This is a genomic window from Hydrogenophaga sp. 5NK40-0174 (assembly GCF_040372165.1).
Classification (GTDB): domain Bacteria; phylum Pseudomonadota; class Gammaproteobacteria; order Burkholderiales; family Burkholderiaceae_C; genus Hydrogenophaga.
The window spans coordinates 143,381-165,139 of the sequence record NZ_BAABWG010000005.1; the positions used below are offsets into that span (position 1 = coordinate 143,381).

Consider the following 21,759-nt stretch of genomic DNA (forward strand, 5'->3'; position numbering starts at 1 on the left):
CTGCGCCCACCTCAGTCTTCTTCGAACGCAGCTGGCTGACCGGCCGATACGGCCGCTACCGAATAGACCGCGCTGGGCGCGTTGCGAGTCTGCAGAAAGCCCTCCAGGCTTTCTCCTCGCATGGCGGCATAGATGTGCAGATTGCTCACACCCAGAACGGCTGCCCATTTTTCCAGAACAAAGAAGATCGCCCCATGGTGGATGAGGCCACGCCAGTCACGCCGGCGCAAGAGGTCTGACTCCACGTCGCTCAGGCCCGCGCGTATGTAGGCACCCTCCTCGTCGGCCAGAAAGGCCTGGCGGTGCGCCGGTTCGGTCATGGCATGCAGGAACCGGTTGAGGCGCAAGGCTTTCACACTGCGCGCCAACGTATACGGATAAGTCCCCTGCAGATTCTCTGCACCACGGGTTTGCGTTTCCATGTGGTCCTGTTGGCGCCTGATTTCGCCCGCAACGGCTCCATGCGCCTGATTCTCGTAGACGGCCGTGGCAATGCCGGTCATGGAGGGCAGGTAGTACGCCTGGTGCCGCTTGACCACTGACGCCGAGAGGGCTCCGCGCATGACCAGCCACATGATGACTTCCGCACCCTCGACGCCGCCCAGTTCTGCGAGCTCGGCCTGGGTGAGCTGAGCCAGCCGCTCGGGGTCTTTTTCTATCAGCTCCAGAAACGTCTGATCCCAGGGAACGTTGTTGAAACCGCAGCGCTCACCATGCACTTGGTGGGACAACCCTCCGGTGGCCACGATAGCGACCTTGATGTCTTCCGGGTAGCTCTCGATGGCGTTTCTCAGTGCCTTGCCCAAGTCGAAGCAACGACGGGCTGACGGCATGGGAAACTGCAGCACGCCCACCTGCAACGGAATGATGGGCACCGGCCAGCCTTCATCGTGACGCATCAACACCGACAGCGGCGAGAAGCAGCCATGGTCGAGAGGTTTGCCCTGAAAGAATGAGAGGTCGAACGCATCTGCCATGACAGACTGGCCAATGTGAGCAGCCAGCGCCGGGTGGCCGTCAATGCCGGGAAGATGGCGTACCCCACCTCCTTCATCAGCCACCTCGAACCGCTCTCCCACACCCAGCGCAAAGGGCGAATAGTGGTCAAGAAAGAACGAGCTGATGTGGTCGTTGTAGATCACCAGCAGAACATCCGGCCTCTGCTCTTCCAGCCAGGCGCGTGATGGCTCGAAGGCTTCAAAAATGGGGGCCCAGACGGGGTCATGGTGTTTGCCGCTGTCCTGGGCAAACCCGATGGTGGGCGTATGGGAGGCAGCGACTGCGCCGACGATTCTGGCCATGGAGTCTCCTTGATCTGACTGGCAAAAGGTGCCGAAAAGCGTCGAATTCTGGCCGGCAGACCCTGGTCGGAACAGATGTTGATTTCCCTCTCGCGATAACCTAGAGTTATCGCCATCTTGTTTCTATCGCGTTTCTTTTTCATGGCCCCGCCCTTTTTTCACGCCTGTTCCAGATGAAACTCAACGCACTTCAGGCCCTGGTGGCTGCCATTGAAGAAGGCAGCCTGCGCGCGGCCGCCCGGCGCATGGGGATGTCTCAGCCCGCTTTGACCAAAACCGTGCGCGAGCTGGAGCATGAGCTGGGTAGCCGGTTGTTGATGCGCTCATCCAAAGGCGTGGTGCCCACCGCGCAAGGCAAGGTCCTGTTTGACCACGCGCTCTCGGTATCCAGAGAGCTGGGCACCGCAGTCGATCGCATACAGCAGCTCGGGGGCAATATGGTGGGCGAGCTATCCATTGGCGCCGTGCCGCTGGCGGTCATGCTGCTCATTCCCGAAACACTGCGCACTTTCGGCACCTCTTATCCCGACATCCGGCTGCGCATCAGCGAGGAGCTCTACATTGCCCAGCTACAGCGCCTGCGACTGGGCGAAGTGGATGTGGCAGTGGGCGGTATCCCTGCAGGGCTCTCCAGTGGCGAGTTTCTGGTCGAGCCGCTGCTTCAGACTCGGATGGTCGTCGTGGTGCGCAAGGGTAGCCCGCACGAGACAGCCACATCGCTGAAGGCCCTTGTTAGTGCCCGTTGGGTCTACACAGGTGCCGCCCAGCACGAAGGCTATGCGCGGCAGCTCTACGAATCCAGCGGTTTGCCTGCGCCCAGGGTAGGCGCCATGGTCAACTCCACCCTGGCTCTGATCTCGCTCGTCGGCAGTGGTGACTTTGTCGGCTTGCTGCCCATACAGATCGCCAGGCACCCGCTTTGCGCGCGCTATCTGAGCATTGTTCCAGTGGCCGAACAAGGCTTGCCGCTCACGGTCGGCGCCATGGTCCGCAGCGACGCCACAGTGTCACCTGCCGTCCGTCACTTCATCGCCCATCTGCACCGAGCAGCACACCAGGCAGAGGGCGGTGCGATCGCCCCCGTGTAAGCCCACCTGCCCTCCGCCCCCTTCCAACAAAAAAGGTCTCCCGAGGGAGACCTTTTCTGTCCAGAGGGACAGCACTTACTTGCTGTTCTGCTGTACCAGTGCGCGAGCCTGCTTCACCAGGCTTGCTCCGTCGATGCCTTTGCCTTGCATCTCCTTGACCCAGTCCGCTTCCACAGACGCAGCCGTCTCGCGGAATTTGGCGGTTTCAGCCTCATCCAGCGCCACCACGTTGTTGCCATTCTTCTCAGCCATGGCTTTGCCGCGCACATCGCCTTCATCCATGGCCTTGCCGAACAGGGACGCCATGCCTGCGCCAGAGTTGTCGTCCAGCACCTTCTTCAGATCTGCCGGCAGGCTCTCGTACTTGGCCTTGTTCATGGCCACCACAAAGGTGGTCACGTACAGCGCGCGGTCACCGGCAAAGGTGGTGTGGTTGTGCACCAGCTCAGGCACTTTCAGGGCTGGGCCCACTTCCCATGGAATCGTGGTGCCATCGAGCACGCCCTTGGACAAGGCTTCGGTCACGGCAGGCACTGGCATGCCCACCGGAGTAGCACCCAGTTTGGTCAGCATGTTGTTGACGATACGCGTACCGCCGCGGATCTTCATGCCTTTGAGGCTGTCCAGACCGGTGACAGGCTTCTTGGTGTGGAACAAGCCAGGGCCATGCACGTGAACGGTCAGCACGTGAACGTCCTTGAACTCGTCCATCGCATTCTTCTGAACGTATTCGTAGAAAGATTTGGAGGTTTGCTCGGCAGACAGGGACGCCATGAAAGGCAGCTCGAAGGCTTCAACCTTGTTGAAGCGGCCAGGCGTGTAGCCTGGCAGGGTCCAGATGATGTCGACCACACCGTCGCGCGCCTGATCGTACAGCTGCGGAGGAGTGCCGCCGAGCTGCATGGCACCGAACATCTGAATCTTGATACGACCCTTGGAATCTTCTTCAACCTTCTTGGCCCAGGGAGCGATCGCCTTGGATGGAATCGTGGCCTGAGGCGGCAGGAACTGGTGGAAACGCAGGGTCACTTCTTGCGCTTGTGCGGTCAGGCTCGCCGAGGCAGCCAGAGCCATGGTGCCAAGCGTTCTCTTCCATGAAAACATGTCCGGTTTCTCCTTCAATAATGGCTGGGGTCAACAAAAAAGAGGTGTGAAACCACACCTCTTTTTCACTGGTTATTGTTTATAACCACGACAAAATTTGCAGAGACCGGTGTTTACCCTAAAGCGGGCCAACAAGTGACACCAGGCTTACACCAGTCCCAGCAACCTGACGGCATTCCCCTTGAGGATGCCCGGCATCACTTCTTCCCTGAAGCCGGCCACCTCAAAGTCTTTCATCCAGCGTTCAGGCGTGATGAGCGGATAGTCACTGCCAAACAGGACTCTGTCCTTGAGCAAGGTGTTAGCGTATTGCACCAATTGTTTCGGGAAGTATTTCGGACTCCAGCCTGACAGGTCGATCCACACGTTGGGCTTGTGCATGGCCACAGACAGTGCTTCATCCTGCCATGGAAAGCTGGGGTGCGCCATGACGATCTGCATGTCGGGGAAGTCGATGGCCACGTCGTCCAGGTGAATCGGATTGCTGTACTCCAGGCGCAGTCCACCTCCACATCGCATGCCACTGCCGATGCCACTGTGGCCGGTGTGGAAGATGGCGGGCATCTTGTACTCGTTGACCACTTCGTAGATCGGCCATGCCATCTTGTCGTATGGGTGGTAGCCCTGAACCGTGGGGTGGAACTTGAAGCCCCTGATGCCCTCTTCCTTGATCAGGCGCTCTGCCTCGCGTGCCCCCATCTTTCCCTTGTGGGGGTCAATGCTGGCGAACGCAATCATCATGTCGCTGTTGGCTTTGGCAGCGGCAGCGATTTCCTCGTTGGGGATGCGTCGCCGCCCCAGTTTGGCCTCACTGTCCACCGTGAACATCACCAGGCCGATGTTCTTTTCCCGGTAGTAGGCCACGGTTTCTTCGATGGTCGGGCGTCGGTTGCTACCGAAATACTTATCGGCAGCGCGGTCGTACTCCTCGCCATAAGCGTCAAAGGGGTTCCAGCAACTCACTTCAGCGTGGGTGTGTATGTCAATCGCGATCAGGTTCTTGTGGTCCATAAGGCATCCAGGTTATGCAGAGGGTCCCTTAGGGGAAATACGGAGCGATATCCGATGAGAGGGGCTTGATTTGATTATTGGTTATAACAATAATCATGGCACTCAACAAGCACAAATGGCACATCACATGACGACCATCACCCCCGACCTCAGTATGACTCTTCACGGCGATCAGGAACAGATCGCTGTCATCCGGATGACACGCCCGGCCAAGCGAAATGCCCTGAATGACGGGCTGATCCTGGCCATCCGGGACGTCTTCCAGAACCTGCCCAAATCGGTCAAGGCGGCAGTGGTGGATGGAGAGGGTGACCACTTCTGTGCCGGACTGGACCTGTCCGAACTGCAAGAGCGCGACGCCAGCGAAGGCGTTTTCCACTCGCGCATGTGGCACGCTGCACTCGAATGCGTGGAAAAGGGAACCGTGCCCGTCATTGCGGCACTGCACGGTGCGGTGGTTGGCGGAGGCCTGGAGCTGGCCAGCGCTTGCCACATCCGGGTAGCGGACGACACCACCTTCTATGCCCTGCCTGAAGGCACGCGCGGCATTTTTGTCGGCGGCGGTGGCGCGGTGCGCGTCCCCAAGCTGATCGGAGCAGCCCGCATGACAGACATGATGCTCACCGGCCGGGTTTACAACGCTGAAGATGGCGAGCGCGTCGGGCTCTCGCAGTACGTTGTGCCTGCGGGTACGGCGCTGGAAAAGGCGATGGAGCTGGCCACGCGCATTGCGGCCAACGCCCCCATGACCAATTTCGCTCTGATGCATGCACTGCCCCGGATCGCCGAGCAGCCTGGCGACCATGGGTTCTTCACTGAAGCCCTGATGGCCTCCATAGCCCAGGCCGCACCGGAAGCCAAGGAGCGTGTCCGCGCCTTCCTCGAAGGCAAGGCCGCCAAAGTCAGCAAAGGCTGAACCTGCGCTGCCAGCTGGCAACCGCGCTGCTGATGCAGGCCTGCCGGCTGTTCTCATTTCACCCCAGGAACACGAGAGAGACATGAGCACCCAGACCAAAGCCCGCTACCGCAACATGACGTTTGGCGTGACGCGCTCCACCTTGCGCGACGGCGCCCCCGGCACCCACTACTTCAAAGCCGACAAGGCGTTGGGCGAGTTCCCCGATCGCATCACGGACAGACTGGTGTACTGGGCCAAAGAGCGCCCGGACCAGACGCTTTTCGCGCAGCGCCAGAAGCAGGCCGATGGCAGCCTGGGTGACTGGAAGCATGTGACGTTTGCGCAAGTGCTCAGCTCCGCTCGCAGCATCGGACAGGCCATCGTCAACCGTGGTCTTTCGGCTGAGCGTCCCGTTCTCATCCTGAGCGAGAACAGCATCGAGCACGCCCTGATGGCGCTCGGCTGCGTGTATGCGGGCGTTCCCTATTGCCCCTGCTCGCCGGCCTATTCGCTGCTGAGCCAGGACTTCGACAAGCTCAAGCACGTCATCAAGACGCTGACCCCCGGCATGGTCTTCGCGCGCGATGCCGAACGATTCAGCCGAGCCATCAACGCCACCATCGCCGAGGATGTGGAGGTGGTCACGGCAGAAGGTGCGGTTGAAGGTCGCCCCACCACCGCTTTTGCTGACCTGATGGCCACCGAGCCTGGTGCATCGGTGGAAGCTGCCATGCAGGCCACCGGGCCTGACACCATCGTCAAGTTCCTGTTCACCTCGGGCTCGACCAAAATGCCCAAGGCCGTCATCAACACCCAACGCATGTGGTGCGCCAACCAGCAGCAGATGGCGACGTCCATGCCCCTGCTGGCCGAGGGCGAGCTGACTCTGGTCGACTGGCTGCCCTGGAACCACACCTTTGGCGGCAACCACAACTTCGGCATGGTGGTCTACCACGGTGGCACCTTGTACATCGACGACGGCAAGCCCACGCCAGCGCTGATGCACGAGACCTTGCGCAACCTGCGCGAGATTGCCCCCACGGTGTACTTCAATGTGCCGACCGGGTTCGAAGCCATCGCCAACGCGATGAAGGAAGACCCGCAACTGCGCAAGACACTGCTCTCGCGCGTTCGGATGTTCTTCTACGCCGGTGCCGCCCTGGCCCAACCGATCTGGGACAGCTTGTTCGAGTCGGCAGAAAAGGAAATTGGCGAACGCATTGTCATGACCACCGGCCTGGGCATGACTGAATCCGGCCCCTTTGGCATCTTTGTGACCAGCCCTGACGTTCAAGCCGGCGACCTGGGCCTGCCTACGCCAGGCCTGGAGCTCAAACTCGTGGACATCGACGACAAGGTCGAAGTGCGCTACCGTGGCCCGAACATCACACCCGGCTACTGGCGCATGCCGGAAGAAACCAAGGAAGCCTTTGATGACGAGGGTTTTTTCTGCACCGGTGATGCCGTCAAGTGGATCGACGAAACCGACATCCACTTGGGTCTGAAGTTTGACGGCCGGATCGCCGAGGATTTCAAGCTGGCCACCGGTACCTTTGTGAGTGTGGGTCCTCTGCGCGGCAAGATCATTGCTGCTGGCGCGCCCTACATCCAGGACGTGGTGCTCACTGGCCTGAACATGAAGGAAGTGGGCGCCATGGTCTTCCCTACTCCACTGGTGCGCAAGCTCACTGATTTGCCTGCCGATGCGTCACTGCATGACGTACTGGACCACCCTGCGGTGCTGGAATTCTTTCAGGGCGTCGTGGACAAGCTGGCGGAAACGGCCACCGGCAGTGCCAACCGCATTGCGCGCATGTGTCTTCTGGCCGACGCACCCACCATCGATCGCGGCGAGGTGACAGACAAAGGTTCCATCAACCAGCGCGCTGTGCTCAAGCACCGCGCCGACACGGTAACCAACCTGCACGCAGACAAGCTGCACTACATCATCAAGCCGAGGTAACCCCCCGCGCCGCCTGCGGCGTCACCCCCCAAGGGGGGGGCGATGCCTTGCGGACCGGCGGAGCCGGATCCGCGGCATCCTCGGTTGAGATGGTTGGCACTTGGTACTGCTGTGCGTTCATTCGAGATTCAAGGAATACAACATGGCAACCCGTGGATTTTTCAACTCGTTCGAGGATGTGGTCATCCTGGACGGCGTACGTACCCCCCTGGTGGACTACTGCGGCGCGCTGGGGCACATTTCCCCGACTGACCTGGGCATCAAGGCGGCACGCGAGGCACTCAAACGCGCTGGCGTGGGTGGCGAGGAAATCGGTTCTGTGGTCACCGGCAACATGGCGCCTGGCGACTTCGACCAGTTCTTCCTGCCCCGTCACGTGGGGCTCTACGCCGGGGTGCCTGTCGAAGTGCCCGCCATCATGGCCCAGCGCATCTGCGGCACTGGCTTTGAGTTGTTCCGCCACGCCGGCGAGCACATCCAGGCCGGCGTGTGCGATGCCGCGCTGGTGGTGGGCACCGAGAGCATGACACGCAACCCGATTGCCGCTTTCGATCACCGCACCGGCTTCAAGCTGGGTGCACCGGTGGGTTTCAAGGACTACATGTGGGAAGCGCTCAAGGATCCGGCTGCTGGCATCAACATGATCCAGACGGCCGAGAACCTGGCGAAGAAATACGGCATCACCCGCGAAGAGGTGGACGCGTTTGCTTCCTCATCCTTCGCCAAGGCGGTTGCAGCTCAGGAAAGCGGTTTCCTCGCAGGTGAAATCACACCCGTCATCACCGAGAAGTTCGAGATGGACGGCTACAAGTCCCGCGGCATCCGCTTGCAAGGCAAGGTCATCGAAGTCAGTACCGACACGCATCCACGCATCTCACCTGCAGAAGTGCTGGCCAAGCTGCGCACCGTGTTTGAGGGTGGCGTGCAAACCGGCGGCAACAGCTCTGCATTGGTCGACGCCGCCGCTGCCTGCGTAGTGACCTCTGGCGAATACGCCAAAGCCAAGGGCCGCCAGCCACTGGCACGTGTGGTCGGTGCCGCTGCCGTGGGCGTGCCGCCGGAAATCATGGGCATCGGGCCAGCGCCCGCCATCCGCCTGCTGCTGGAACGCACCGGGCTCAAGCTGGACGACATCGCCCGCTTCGAAGTGAACGAAGCGCAAGGTGCGCAAACGCTGGCCGTGGCCAAAGAGCTGGGCATGGACATCGGCAGACTCAATGTCAACGGCGGCGCGATTGCCCTGGGCCACCCGCTCGCCGCGACCGGTGTTCGCCTGACGCTGACACTGGCCCGCGAGCTGCAACGCAGCGGACAACGCTATGGCATTTCCAGTGCCTGTGTCGGCGGTGGTCAGGGCATTGCTTTGCTGATCGAAAACACTGGTATTTGAACACCCCCGAAACTGGACCACCCCCGCGCCGCCGCCGTGCGGCGTCACCCCCTCAAGGGGGCGGTGCCTGGCGGACAGGCGAAGCCTGATCCTCGGCACCCTCGGATTTGAGACCTCTTCTCTCGACACGTTTTTCAGGAGATACACATGAAAGTTCAAGGACAAGCAGCTCTGGTCACCGGTGGTGGCTCGGGCCTGGGTGAAGCCACCGCACGTGAACTCGCCCGCATGGGTGCCAAGGTCGCGGTGCTCGACGTCAACAAGGCCGGTGCCGAGCGCGTCGCCGCTGAAATCGGCGGCATTGCCATCGAGTGCGACATCACCAACACCGACAGCGTGAGCGCCGCCATCGAAGCAGCAGAAAAAGCGCACGGCCCGGCTCGCATCCTGATGAACATTGCCGGTATTGGCACCGCCAAGCGTGTGGTGGGCAAAGACGGCTCGGCTGCTCCGCTGGAGTCATTTGCCAAGGTGGTTCAGGTCAACCTGATCGGCACTTACAACATGAGCCGACTGTTTGCTGCGGCGTGCGTCAAGCTCGACCCGATGGAAGATGGCGAACGTGGCGTGATGATGTTCACCGCCAGCGTCGCAGCGTTCGACGGCCAGGTCGGCCAGCAGGCTTACAGCGCTTCCAAGGGCGGCATCGTTGGCATGACCCTGCCGATGGCACGCGATCTGGCGCAACACGGCATCCGCGTATGCACCATCGCCCCTGGCCTGTTCGCCACGCCACTGATGAAGGAGCTGCCAGAGGCCGTGCAGGAATCACTGGCCAAGAGCATTCCGTTCCCGCCACGCCTGGGAAAGCCCGAGGAGTTTGCGGAGCTGGCCGCGCACATCGTCACCAACGGTCACCTCAATGGCGAAGTGATTCGTCTGGACGGCGCGCTGCGCATGGCACCTAGATAACTGCCCACCCCCGCGCCGCCGCTGCGCGGCGTCACCCCCTCAAGGGGGCGGTGCCCTGTGCACCGGCAAAGCCGGACGCACGGCACCCTCGAATGGAGAAATCGGTACACAACCGGATCTGAATATGAGCAAAGTCGTTGTTTATGAAGTGGATGTGATGTTCGGGGATTGCGATCCGGCGGGCATTGTTTTCTTTCCCAATTTCAGCAAGTGGATGGATGCGTCTTCGCTGAACTTTTTCGTGCAGTGTGGTGTTCCGCCTTGGCGCGAGCTGGTCAAGACGACCGGCATCATCGGCACGCCGCTGCTGGAGATCAACACCAAGTTCATGCGCCCTGCCACCTACGGAGAGCGTCTGCAGATCCATACCAGTGTGACCGAATGGAGAGAGAAGGTGCTGATCCACAAACACGTGGTCATGCGCGGCGACACGGTGCTGTGCGAAGGCACCGAGGTGCGGGCCTTCTGCATGCGCGACCCGGAAAACCCGGACCGCATCAAGTCCATCCCGATTCCCGAAGACATCAAAGCCAAGTGCAGCTGATGACCGCGGCACCCGCCCGAACCAAACACACCGAAGCAGGAGACACCACATGTACTACGAACCCGGAAAAACGCCGCACGGATTGCCGCACGATCCATTCAAGTCTTGTGTGATCCCGCGCCCGATCGGATGGATCTCGACTGTGGATGCTCAGGGGCGAGACAACCTCGCGCCCTACAGCCAGTTCCAGAACGTGACCTTTGATCCACCGATCGTCATGTTCAGCGCCAATCAAAGCACTCAAGGCGAGCGCAAGGACTCTGTACGCAACGCCGAGCAGACAGGGCAGTTCGTCTGGAACATGGCGACCTACGCCTTGCGCGAAGCCGTCAATATCTCCGCCGAAGAGCTTCCGCACGGTGTGGACGAGTTTGAACGTGCTGGCCTGGAAAAGCTCTCCAGCCGGCTGGTCAAACCCATGCGCGTCAAAGGCTCGCCCATCCAGTTCGAGTGCGAATACCTCAACACGGTCCGCTTCCCCGGCAAGCCGCCCATGGGAACCGTGGACGTGGTGTTCGGCAAGGTCATTGCCATCCATATCGATGACGAAGCACTGACGCCAGAAGGTCTGGTCGACGTGCTCAAGATTCAGCCGCTGGCCCGCATGGGCTACTACGACTACACCTGCGTCGACAACCAGTTCCAGATGGTGATCCCGGGCAACAGCAAGGCCTTGTTGGCGGGGCTGGAGGGATCCCCTGACAAAGCGCATGACGCCACCGGTCAGCGCTGAGCCCTTCCATCGCAGACAACATCAACCCCATTCTGCTCCTGACTCCGGGGAGCAGCGAACAACCGACAGGTACCACCGTGAGCTCGTTCCAACCCAATACCGAAGAAATGAACTTCATCCTGCATCGGGTGCTCAAGGCGCCCGAGCAGTTGCAAGCCCTGGCCCCCTTCGGCGAAGTCGACGCCGACCTGATGCAGCAGGTCACAGAAGAGTCGGGCAAGTTCGTGACTGAAGTGGTCGCTCCGCTCAACCGGGACGGCGACGAAATTGGCGTCAGCTTCAAGGACGGATCGGTCACCACGCCGCCAGGATTCAAGCAGGCCTACCAATCATTCTGGCAATCAGGTTGGCCTTCCCTGGCGTGCGATCCGGACGACGGCGGGCAGGGCTTGCCAGCTGCACTGGAAGCCATGCTGTATGAAATGCTCAGCGCAGCCAACCATGGCTGGACCATGGCGCCGGGCCTGTTGCATGGCGCCTACGAGTGCATCAAGCACCATGCCTCCAATGAGCTCAAGGCAACTTATCTGGACAAGGTGGCCACCGGAGAATGGCTGGCCACCATGTGCCTGACCGAACCACATGCCGGCTCTGACCTTGGCCTGGCCCGCACCAAGGCCACGCCCATGGCCGATGGACGCTATGCGCTCAACGGCACCAAGATTTTCATCTCTGGCGGCGAACACGATCTGACCGACAACATTGTTCACCTGGTGCTGGCTAGACTGCCAGATGCACCTCCCGGACCCAAGGGCTTGTCGCTGTTCCTGGTGCCCAAGTTCTATGAGGATGGCACCCGAAGCGCAGTGGTGTGTGAGCGCATCGAGGAGAAAATGGGCCTGCACGGCAGCCCCACCTGCGTGATGCGCTTTGACGATGCACCCGCCTGGATCGTGGGTGAGCCCGGCAAGGGCCTGAACGCCATGTTTGTCATGATGAATGCGGCCCGCCTGCACGTGGGGCTGCAAGGCGTTGGGCTTCTGGAATCGGCCTGGCAGAAGGCCGAAGCCTATGCGCGCGAGCGTCGCCAGATGCGTGCACCGGGCACCGGCAGCAAAGCTGGCGAGGCTGACCTGATTGAGCAGCACCCTGCCATGCGCCGCATTCTGGATGCGCAACGTGCCTGGATCGACGCTGGCCGTGTGGTGGCTTACCGCACCGCCATCGAGCTGGACATCATCAAGCACCACGCGGATGCTGACCGCCGCGCCGTGGCCAACCGCTGGTGTGCATTGGCCACACCTGTCCTCAAAGCCGCCTGGACGGACCAGGCCTTCACAGGCGGCAGCGCATGCCTGCAGGTCTTTGGCGGACACGGCTATGTTCGCGAGTGGGGTATCGAGCAAGTGGTGCGCGACTCACGCGTGGCCATGATCTATGAAGGCACAAACGAGATACAGGCCATCGACCTGCTGCTGCGCAAAACCCTTTCGGACGGCGCGGCAGCCATGCAAGGCCTGCTCGATGAGCTGGAATCCGAACTTGGCAGCAGCGAATTCGATGCTGAGATCCGCAGCGGCATGGAGCGGCTGGGCTTGCTGATGCGAGAGCGCATGGTGCCGGCAGTTCAGGCCGACGGCGCAGACCCTGCGCTGGGCAACTGGCTGGCCGACGACTTCCTGCGTGCCGTTGCCATGGTGCTCATGGGCTGGGCCTGGTCGCGCATCCGCGCCACCACTGGCGCCGAGCAGCAACGCTGGGCACAGCCGAGCGGAGCTTTTCTTCGCTGGGTCTGGCCAGAATTCGACATGCGCATGAGCATGATGGAGCGGACGCTGGGTTAGTCCCCTGCTTTGCTCGTAGCAATCGCCCAACTTTGAGCAGCACGGTTATCCTTACGCCCATGAGTGAACCTTCCGTCGCAAAAAACATGCGCCGTGGACGAGCGCCCCGCAAGACCACGACAAGTGGGCCTGCTCCGCAGGCAGCCGAAACCATCGACACCACCTACCTGGAGTCGCTCCTGGGCTACAACGCGCGCCGGGCCGCCCTTTCGGTGATTTCTGTGTTCCTTCAGCGCATGGCTCCGTTCGGTTTGCGACCGGTGGACTTCTCTGTGCTGACGCTCATTGCCCACAACCCCGGCATCACGTCGCGGCAGATCTGTTCAGCACTGGACATCCTCCCGCCCAACCTCGTCGGCCTGATCAAGTCTCTCGATCAGCGCGGCCTCATCATCCGCAAGCCCCACCCTACCGACCGCCGCGCGCAGGGGCTTCATCTCTCCGCTGCCGGCAAGAAGATGCAAAAGTCGGCGCAGTCGACGGCCACCTTGCTGGAGCAGGACGTGGCCAGCAATCTCAGCGCTGAAGAACTCGATACGCTCAAGCATCTGCTTCGCCGCGTCTACGATCAGCACTCAGGCAGCAACGCATCGCTCGACTGAGCCAGTCGCCGGCCGGGATCGGGATGGTGCACCGCGGCATTCAGGACAAGGCAGCGCCATAGGCGATTCAACTCCTAAGGGTATGCCCTGAATTTGCGCACCTAAGTACTCAAAAGCGTTAACTATTCACCATTTCCTGAAGCGTGAAACCTTCTCTTGGCCTTATATTGGACTCGGCTACCTGTCCATCGTTAAGACCTATCAGAGTCGGGAGCCAAAGGAGACGAGTCGATGAGTACCCGAGAAAACCTGCCCGCACTTCGCCTGTTCAGCCTGCTTGAGGCACGGTACGCCATGCGCGTATTGTGGGCGCTCAGCGACGGACACCCCCAGACCTTCCGCTTGCTTCAGGACAGCGTCGGAGGCGTCACACCCAACACCTTGAACACCCGCATCAAGGAGCTGCGTGCAGCCAAGCTGGTGGACCATGGCGGCGACGGCTACTGCCTCACGCCCATGGGTGCAGACCTGGCGCGCTTGCTGTGTGACCTGCAACCGTTCGCGAACAAGTGGCACCCGGCCACTCAGCCAAAGACTGTTGAGCAGGCGCCGCCTGCAACGCACGTGGCCGAGTCCAGCGACGGCGTAGATCGAATGGCCGAAGCAACGCTGTCCTCCATGCGCCCCTGATCTGCCCCGCCATCATCGACACTGGCGGCCTCCTCGCCAGTGCTTGAACACGTCAGGGCACCGCGACGACCTTGTGCCGCTGCTCGCCCAGCAGCGGGCTGCCCAGACGGATCTCATCCCCGACATTGAGAAACACCGGCGGCTTGAAGCCCAGGCCAACGCCCGGGGGCGTGCCGGTGGGAATCACGTCGCCTGGCTGCAGCGCCATGAACTGGCTCAGATAGCTCACCACCTTCGCCACGCTGAAGATCATCGTTCTGGTATTGCCTGTCTGGCGACGCTCTCCGTTGACATCCAGCCAGAGATCGACCGACTGCACATCCCCGACTTCATCGGGCGTGACCAGCCATGGGCCCAGCGGACAATGCGTCGGGTAGCTCTTGCCTTTGACCCACTGCCCCTCGTAGTCCATCTGGTACGAGCGCTCGGAGCCGTCATTGACCAGGCAGTAGCCTGCCACGTGTCTGAGTGCATCCGCTTCGCTTACTCGCCAGGCAGGGGTACCGATCACTACGCCCAATTCCACCTCCCAGTCCATGCGAGTCGAGCCGGGCGGCAGCCACATGTCGTCGTGAGGACCGCAAATTGAACTGGTGTGCTTGTTGAACACCACTGGTTGCGACGGCACTTTCAGCCCTGCCTCGGCGGCATGGTCAGCATAGTTCAGGCCAATACACAGCACATTGCCAACGCCGCCCACACAGGCCCCCAGCCGGGCAGAGGCACTCAGCGAGGGCAAAGAAGCGGCGTCCACGGCGCGAAGGCGCGCAAGGCCGGCCTCATCCAGCACCGCTGGCGTGATGTCCGGGACAACGCTCGAGAGGTCGCGCATCACGCCGTCTGCGTCAACAAGACCCGCTTTTTCCTGCCCCACTGGGCCATGCCGAAAGAGTTTCATGGATATTTGGCGTCAAATTCGACGAAGTTAGTGGCTTTTAATGAAAATGCAGGCCTGGTAGGCGCAAGACATGTCCATCTCGGCACCAGAACGCCCGCTGCGTCAGCCTCATCATTGTGCGACGGTTGCCGGCTCCCTGCACGAGCAAAAAAGTCTGCATCAGGGTCTTGAAATCCGGACACCCATCCCCAACTGACCGACGCTGCCCGCAATCGCCGCGGCTCAAAGCCTCTGACCACGGGGCTTTCAGGTCCGCCTGACCTGCTGGCCAGGTCTGACACCGTCCGCGACGCGCAGCGCATCTTTGTTATTCATACCACTACCTGTCTTCGCGCATGACGCAACAAAATTCCCACCCTGCATCGCCTGACCACCAGGAAGCCCCCGGCGTTTCCCCGGAAGAAGCCGAAGTCGCGGCAGCGGCCAATGAAGCAGACGCTCTGGCCGCCCTGACCAACGAAGTGGCTGAACTGAAAGCCAAGAACGCCGATCTGGCTGATCAGTATCTCCGAGCCAAAGCCGAGGTGGAAAACGCCCGTCGCCGGGCCGACGAAGAAGTCAGCAAGGCTCGCAAATTCGGTGTGGAGAGCTTTGCAGAGAGCCTGCTGGCGGTCGCCGACAGCCTCGAAGCCGCCCTGGGCGTCCAGGAAGCCACCGCAGAGCAGCTGCGTGAAGGCACCGAAGCAACGTTCAAGCAGCTGGTAAGCGCTCTGGAGAAGCAGAAAGTGGCCCAGATCGCACCGCCGGCCGGCACCAAGTTCGACCCTCACCAGCATCAGGCCATCAGCGTGGTCCCTGCTGACCAGGAGGCCAACACCGTCGTCATGGTGCTGCAAAAAGGCTATCAGATTGCCGATCGCGTGCTGCGCCCGGCGCTGGTCACGGTGGCCGCCCCCAAATAAGCCGCACGCGCGGCGATGACCCTGGGAGATATTCACGCAGAAATCACATGCTGCGCACTTGAAATCCCCAGAGTTATCCACACCTCTTCAACAGTTCAATATTTCCGTTTCAGGAGCTTCACATCATGGGAAAAATCATCGGCATTGACCTGGGCACCACCAACTCGTGCGTGTCGGTCATGGAAGGCAACAACACCAAAGTGATCGAGAACAGCGAAGGTGCACGCACCACGCCGTCGATCATTGCCTACCAGGAAGATGGCGAGATCCTCGTGGGCGCGCCGGCCAAGCGCCAGGCAGTGACCAACCCCCGCAACACGCTTTACGCCGTCAAGCGTCTGATCGGCCGCAAGTTCGAAGAGAAAGAGGTCCAGAAAGACATCGACCTCATGCCTTTCGAGATTGTCAAGGCTGACAACGGCGACGCGTGGGTGGAAGTTCGCGGCAAGAAGTACGCGCCCCCACAGGTGAGCGCTGAAGTGCTGCGCAAGATGAAAAAGACCGCCGAAGACTACCTCGGCGAAGAAGTGACCGAAGCCGTGATCACGGTGCCGGCCTACTTCAACGATGCGCAGCGCCAGGCCACCAAGGACGCCGGCCGCATCGCGGGCCTGGAAGTCAAGCGCATCATCAACGAGCCCACCGCTGCTGCCCTGGCCTTCGGCCTGGACAAGACCGACAAGGGCGACCGCAAGATTGCAGTGTATGACCTTGGCGGCGGTACCTTCGACGTCTCCATCATCGAGATTGCCGATGTGGATGGCGAGAAGCAGTTTGAAGTGCTCTCCACCAACGGCGACACCTTCCTCGGCGGTGAAGACTTCGACCAGCGCATCATCGACTTCATCATCACCGAGTTCAAGAAGGACCAGGGCGTTGACCTGTCGGCCGACGTGCTGGCGCTGCAGCGCCTGAAGGAAGCTGCCGAAAAAGCCAAGATCGAACTGTCGTCTTCGGCCGCCACCGACATCAACCTGCCTTACATCACCGCTGACGCGACCGGCCCCAAGCACCTGAACATCAAGCTCACGCGTGCCAAGCTGGAAGCACTGGTGGAAGACCTGATCGAGCGCACCATTGCCCCATGCCGCACGGCCATCAAGGATGCTGGCGTCAATGTCTCCGACATCGACGACGTGATTCTGGTGGGCGGCATGACCCGCATGCCCAAGGTGCAGGAAAAGGTCAAGGAGTTCTTCGGTCAGGATCCACGTCGCGATGTCAACCCTGACGAAGCTGTGGCCGTGGGTGCCGCCGTTCAGGGCCAGGTGCTCTCCGGTGACCGCAAGGACGTGCTGCTGCTGGACGTGACCCCGCTGTCGCTCGGTATCGAGACCATGGGCGGTGTGATGACCAAGATGATTGCCAAGAACACAACCATCCCGACCAAGTTTTCTCAGGTCTTCTCGACGGCGGAGGACAACCAGCCTGCCGTGACCATCAAGGTGTACCAGGGTGAGCGCGAGCTGGCCTCGGGCAACAAGGGCCTGGGCGAATTCAATCTGGAAGGCATTCCCGCCGCACCGCGTGGCATGCCACAGATCGAGGTGACTTTTGACATTGACGCCAACGGTATCCTGCACGTGAGCGCCAAGGACAAAGGCACGGGCAAGGAAAACAAGATCACCATCAAGGCCAACTCCGGGCTCTCCGAAGAAGAGATCCAGAACATGGTCAAGGACGCTGAGGTCAACGCAGAGGAAGACAAGAAGAAGGTCGAACTCGTGCAGGCCCGCAACCAGGGCGAAGCCATGGTGCACAGCGTGAAGAAGAGCCTGGACGAGCATGGCGACAAGCTCGAGTCCAGCGAGAAGGAAGCAATTGAAGCCGCGATCAAGGATCTGGAAGAAGCCATCAAGGGCGACGACAAGGAAGCGATCGAAGCCAAGAACGAAGCCCTGATGAAGGCCAGCCAGAAGCTGGGCGAGAAGGTCTACGCTGACATGCAGGCCCAGCAAGCAGCTGCCGGCGGCGCAGACGGCGGCGAACAGCCTGAAGCTGGCGGCAAAGCGGCGGATGATGACGTTGTCGACGCCGAGTTCAAGGAAGTCAAAGACAACAAATAATTGGTCTGACAGGGGCCGGCAGCCGCCCGCCCCCCTGCTTCCCCGAACGCAAGAGTGCGGCGCTTTCACGCCCCTCTTGCGTTTGCGGTTTCCACGGCGCAAGTCAGCAGGGAACAGCCGCCAGAAACACCCGGAGCAGATCCGCCAACACCACAGACCACCGACGACAGCAAGATGGCAAAACGAGACTACTACGAAGCCCTGGGCGTCCCGAAGAACGCCTCGGACGATGAAATCAAGAAGGCTTATCGCAAGCTGGCGATGAAGTACCACCCTGACCGCAACCAGGGTGATGCAGCCAAAGACGCCGAGGACAAGTTCAAAGAGGTCAAAGAAGCCTACGAAATGCTGTCCGATCCACAGAAAAAGGCTGCGTATGACCAGTATGGCCATGCAGGCGTGGATCCCAACATGCGCGGCGGCATGGGCGGCGGCGCTGATGGTTTTGCCGGATTTGGCGAAGCGTTTGGCGACATCTTCGGCGATATCTTTGGCGGCGCACGAGGGGGTGGCCGAGGCCGCCAGGTGTACCGCGGCGCAGATCTGTCCTACGCCATGGAGGTCTCGCTCGAAGAGGCTGCCAATGGCAAGGAAACCCAGATCCGCATTCCAAGCTGGGATGACTGCGAGACCTGCAAAGGCTCAGGCGCCAAACCTGGCACCAGTGCCACCACCTGCTCGACCTGCCATGGCCAGGGCGTGGTGCAGATGCGCCAGGGCTTTTTCAGCGTGCAGCAGACTTGTCCTCATTGCCAGGGAACCGGCAAGATCATTCCCGAGCCTTGTGGCACCTGTCATGGGCAAGGCAAGATCAAGCGGCAAAAGACGCTGGAGATCAAGATTCCGGCCGGCATCGACGACGGTCAACGCATCCGAAGCTCAGGCAACGGCGAACCTGGGCAGAATGGCGGCCCCAACGGCGATCTCTATATCGAGATCCGCCTTCGCAAACACGACATTTTCGAGCGCGACGGCGATGATCTGCACTGCCGGGTGCCCGTGAGCATGACCACGGCATCACTGGGTGGCGAAATTGACGTGCCGACTCTTCAGGGCAAGGCTGTCATCGATCTGCCCGAAGGCACGCAAAGTGGCAAGACATTCCGTCTGCGCGGAAAAGGCATCAAGGGCGTTCGCAGCAACTACCCGGGAGATCTGTACTGCCACGTGGCTGTGGAGACGCCAGTGAAGCTCACCGAACACCAGCGCAAGCTGCTCAAAGAACTGGATGAGTCCTTCAAGAAGGGCGGACTCAAGCACAGCCCGAACGACAAGGGCTGGTTCGAAAAGGCAAAGTCCTTCTTCTCGTAAGAGAGAAAGTAGCGGCTTTCCGCTATTTCAGCTCGAATCCGAAAGCGCCACCGTCTGCTTCAGGCACAAGCCTGAAACAGGGTGGCGCTGACATTTTCCAGGAGAGCTCAGCGGCACATCAGAGCAAACCACTGGCGCGCGTTGTCAGCGGAGCGCCCCAGTGTGCAGCTGCCCTGATCTGGGCCTTGAAGCCCATACCGGCTCGCCGCCCTTCCACACCGGTCACCGGCTGCTCTGCGACAGCCATCGCACCGCCATTGAGCGCAGGGTCGGCAGCAAAATCCGGCAGCTCGTCTCCCTCACGCGCCGGAGCCGCAGCAGCTTCGGACACACCGGTGGCTGGCTCTGTCCCGGCCGCATCACTGTTTCCTGGCGCTGGCGCTGGCGTTACCGCTGCCGCACTGCCTGCGGGCAGTACTTCGCCGCCTTGCGACGCCTCCAGGAACGGCACGCCGATGTCCAGAAGGTCGGACGATGCTTCTTGCGCCCGGATTCGACTGTCTGCCAGACGGCTCTCCAGTTGCGCTGCGCGCACCGCACGCTGGACATAAATGCCGTGATCACTGGTCACAGGTTCATGTCGAACCGCATGCTGGACATGCAACGCAGGTGTGAGCCTGTCAACATTGGCTTCGACCATCGCCATGGGCGGCGGCACCTCTCCATCCGGGACAAAGAGCAAGCCATCGGGCATTGCCGCACCCAGCTCGCCGACCAGCACCCGGTCGGCCCCCAGGCCAGTCACGCCGATCATGGACGGTTCCGCCTCGACCTGGCCCACACTGACAAGCACGGGTGTGCCTTCTGGCGTGGTGTCGATGACAGGCACGGGCGTGCTCACCGGCGGAGGCATGTCGGTTCCTACCCAGGGCGGAGGTGCAACACCCGGCGATGGCGCAGGGACAGGTGCCGGAGAAGGGGCAGGCGCCGGTGCAGGTGGCGGCGGAGGTTCTGCCGGCGCCGCGGCCACAGGACCGAGTCGCAGTTGGGCTTGCGCCGTGTCGGTGCCGTCCGAGATTTCATAGGTGACCACTGGTACCGGGCCGGCATAGCCGCCCGCTGGAACGAAGCTGAACGCCCCATCCGGCTGCAGAGAGAGTGTCCCCACACCGGGAATGACAACAGGTGTGCCTGGCACGAACGCTTCCGGAATACCGTCCCTGTTCACATCGACCGTGAACCCCGTGACTGTGATCGGATCTCCATCGACATCGCTGTCGTTGGGCAGTACGTTGCCGTTGACCGGCGTATCGTGGCCGATGCTCAAGGGGCCATCGTCCTGCGCGACCGGTGCGTCGTTGACCGGCCGAACGGTTCCCGTCACTGTTGCGGTGGCCTGTCCGCCCTGGCCGTCATCGACCACGTAGGTAAAGGCCGATGGGCCGTTGAAGTCCGGCGTGGGCGTGAACAACAAGCCGCCTCCGCCATCGAGCGTGATCTGACCACTGCCATCGGAGAGCACCACCGTGATGCCCGGGCCGAAAGCCTGCCCATCGACCGACACAATGGTCAGTGGATTGCCATCCACATCACTGTCATTGTCCAGCACAGGAATGACCGTCGACATGTCTTCATCGACAATGAACGCATCATCGACAGCGACCGGTACATCGTTGGCGCCCAGCACTGTCACGTCCATGGTGGCCGAAGCGCTTCCGCCGTTGCCATCGCTGATGGTATAAGCCAGACTCGTCACGACGGATTCGCCGGCGCCCAGCGACTGGAATTCGCCATTCGGATCAAAAGTCACCTGCCCCGAAGCATCAATGCTGAACAGACCGCCCTGGCTGCCTGCCACCGAAGTCTGGGGAGCCGCAGCCAGAGGATCACCGTCGGAATCAGTGTCGTTTGACAGTGCATTGCCCACTGGGCCGGCCAGTGCATCTTCGCTCACAGACCATTGGTCATCCACTGCGGTGGGTGGTGGGTTGGTGACCGTGTAAGTGAACGTGGTGGTGGTCGAGGCGCCAAACGGATCGGCAGCCGTGATGGTCACAGAATGGACACCCCCGACTCCGCCCTGGCTCGCATCGGCCAGCAAAGTGCCCGAAATCACGCCACTGGCACTGTCGATACTCAGACCGGCAGGCAGGCCTGCAGCACTGAACGTCAATACGTGGCCATCTGCGTCCGTGAAGGCTGAGCTCACATCCATGGGAACAATGGCTTGCGAGTCAACAGCCGACTGATCAGCTGGCTCCGAACCAGGGACAACCGTCGGCGCACTGTTGGCGCCAAGAACGGTCACCGTGACTATTGCCGTATCGTTGCCACCCTCGCCGTCGGACATGGCATAGGTGAACGAAGTCACTGCTGAGTCGCCTGGCGACAGACTGGAAAACTCGCCATTGGGGTCAAAAGTCACCTGTCCGTTGCCGTCAATGCTGAACAAGCCACCACCCGAGCCGGCCGTAACGGCTTGAGGTGTGGTCGACAAAGCGTCTCCGTCCGCGTCCACGTCATTGGCCAGCGCATCACCCACCAACACCACACCACCATCTTCCGAGGCAGTGAAGGCATCGTCCATCGCGGTCGGTGGCGGGTTGGTCACGGTGTAGTTGAAGGTGGTGCTGACCGTCTCGCCACTGGGGTCAGCGGCCGTGACGGTCACAGCGTACACGC

18 protein-coding genes are annotated in these 21,759 nt (G+C 61.2%); 13 read left to right on the forward strand and 5 right to left on the reverse strand.

The genetic code is table 11. The annotated features are described in order from the left end of the window. Positions 1-11 precede the first annotated feature (11 nt). Positions 12-1,301 carry a gallate dioxygenase gene (locus ABWV89_RS17210; protein WP_353399698.1) on the reverse strand — a complete coding sequence of 430 codons (1,290 nt, stop codon included), beginning with the start codon at positions 1,299-1,301 and terminating at the stop codon, positions 12-14. A gap of 173 nt (positions 1,302-1,474) precedes the next feature. On the opposite strand from ABWV89_RS17210, the gene ABWV89_RS17215 reads away from it, so the two are divergent. Next, positions 1,475-2,389, forward strand: coding sequence for a LysR family transcriptional regulator (locus ABWV89_RS17215; RefSeq protein ID WP_353399701.1), 915 nt, complete (start codon positions 1,475-1,477; stop codon positions 2,387-2,389). A gap of 75 nt (positions 2,390-2,464) precedes the next feature. On the opposite strand, the gene ABWV89_RS17220 is transcribed toward ABWV89_RS17215, so the two are convergent. Both ABWV89_RS17220 and ABWV89_RS17225 read right to left on the reverse strand, forming a co-directional pair. Further along, positions 2,465-3,493 carry a TRAP transporter substrate-binding protein gene (locus tag ABWV89_RS17220; RefSeq protein ID WP_353399704.1) on the reverse strand — a complete coding sequence of 343 codons (1,029 nt, stop codon included), beginning with the start codon at positions 3,491-3,493 and terminating at the stop codon, positions 2,465-2,467. A gap of 147 nt (positions 3,494-3,640) precedes the next feature. After that, entirely contained in the window at positions 3,641-4,504 is an 864-nt protein-coding gene (locus ABWV89_RS17225) for an amidohydrolase family protein (protein ID WP_353399707.1), read from the reverse strand. 127 nt (positions 4,505-4,631) lie between these two features. On the opposite strand from ABWV89_RS17225, the gene ABWV89_RS17230 reads away from it, so the two are divergent. From ABWV89_RS17230 to ABWV89_RS17270, 9 genes are all read left to right on the forward strand, one after another. Then, positions 4,632-5,420, forward strand: a complete 789-nt coding sequence (locus tag ABWV89_RS17230) for a crotonase/enoyl-CoA hydratase family protein (RefSeq protein WP_353399710.1) — start codon at positions 4,632-4,634, stop codon at positions 5,418-5,420. 82 nt (positions 5,421-5,502) lie between these two features. Next, positions 5,503-7,365, forward strand: a complete 1,863-nt coding sequence (locus ABWV89_RS17235) for a feruloyl-CoA synthase (protein WP_353399713.1) — start codon at positions 5,503-5,505, stop codon at positions 7,363-7,365. A 142-nt stretch (positions 7,366-7,507) separates the two neighbouring features. After that, positions 7,508-8,755, forward strand: a complete 1,248-nt coding sequence (locus ABWV89_RS17240) for a thiolase family protein (RefSeq protein WP_353399716.1) — start codon at positions 7,508-7,510, stop codon at positions 8,753-8,755. 147 nt (positions 8,756-8,902) lie between these two features. After that, positions 8,903-9,667 (forward strand): SDR family NAD(P)-dependent oxidoreductase, encoded by a 765-nt coding sequence (locus tag ABWV89_RS17245; protein ID WP_353399719.1) that lies wholly within the window; start codon positions 8,903-8,905, stop codon positions 9,665-9,667. A 124-nt stretch (positions 9,668-9,791) separates the two neighbouring features. Further along, positions 9,792-10,211: an acyl-CoA thioesterase gene (locus ABWV89_RS17250; RefSeq protein WP_353399722.1), complete on the forward strand. Its 420-nt coding sequence runs from the start codon at positions 9,792-9,794 to the stop codon at positions 10,209-10,211. A gap of 49 nt (positions 10,212-10,260) precedes the next feature. Further along, positions 10,261-10,944 carry a flavin reductase family protein gene (locus tag ABWV89_RS17255; protein ID WP_353399725.1) on the forward strand — a complete coding sequence of 228 codons (684 nt, stop codon included), beginning with the start codon at positions 10,261-10,263 and terminating at the stop codon, positions 10,942-10,944. Between the two features lie 107 nt (positions 10,945-11,051). Further along, on the forward strand, positions 11,052-12,728 hold the full coding sequence (locus tag ABWV89_RS17260; protein WP_353399761.1) for an acyl-CoA dehydrogenase family protein: 1,677 nt from the start codon (positions 11,052-11,054) through the stop codon (positions 12,726-12,728). 59 nt (positions 12,729-12,787) lie between these two features. Next, the gene (locus ABWV89_RS17265) at positions 12,788-13,330 is read left to right on the forward strand and encodes a MarR family winged helix-turn-helix transcriptional regulator (RefSeq protein WP_353399728.1); all 543 of its coding nucleotides are present in this window, start codon (positions 12,788-12,790) and stop codon (positions 13,328-13,330) included. Positions 13,331-13,561: 231 nt separating this feature from the next. Beyond that, a complete protein-coding gene (locus ABWV89_RS17270; RefSeq protein WP_353399731.1) occupies positions 13,562-13,960 on the forward strand; it encodes a winged helix-turn-helix transcriptional regulator in 399 nt (132 codons plus the stop codon). Positions 13,961-14,012: 52 nt separating this feature from the next. Here the strand turns inward: ABWV89_RS17270 and ABWV89_RS17275 are convergent, their stop codons facing one another. Continuing rightward, the gene (locus ABWV89_RS17275; protein WP_353399734.1) at positions 14,013-14,858 is read right to left on the reverse strand and encodes a fumarylacetoacetate hydrolase family protein; all 846 of its coding nucleotides are present in this window, start codon (positions 14,856-14,858) and stop codon (positions 14,013-14,015) included. A gap of 335 nt (positions 14,859-15,193) precedes the next feature. Between ABWV89_RS17275 and grpE the strand changes: the two genes are divergently transcribed. The 3 genes from grpE to dnaJ all read left to right on the forward strand — a co-directional run bounded on the left by grpE (position 15,194) and on the right by dnaJ (position 19,137). Continuing rightward, positions 15,194-15,760, forward strand: a complete 567-nt coding sequence (grpE, locus tag ABWV89_RS17280) for a nucleotide exchange factor GrpE (RefSeq protein WP_353399737.1) — start codon at positions 15,194-15,196, stop codon at positions 15,758-15,760. A gap of 125 nt (positions 15,761-15,885) precedes the next feature. After that, entirely contained in the window at positions 15,886-17,826 is a 1,941-nt protein-coding gene (gene dnaK / locus ABWV89_RS17285; RefSeq protein WP_353399740.1) for a molecular chaperone DnaK, read from the forward strand. Between the two features lie 174 nt (positions 17,827-18,000). Then, positions 18,001-19,137: a molecular chaperone DnaJ gene (gene dnaJ, locus ABWV89_RS17290; protein WP_353399743.1), complete on the forward strand. Its 1,137-nt coding sequence runs from the start codon at positions 18,001-18,003 to the stop codon at positions 19,135-19,137. A 118-nt stretch (positions 19,138-19,255) separates the two neighbouring features. Here dnaJ and ABWV89_RS17295 read toward each other — a convergent pair. After that, positions 19,256-21,759 (reverse strand): cadherin-like domain-containing protein (locus ABWV89_RS17295; protein ID WP_353399746.1); only part of this gene is annotated, 2,504 nt, incomplete at its 5' end.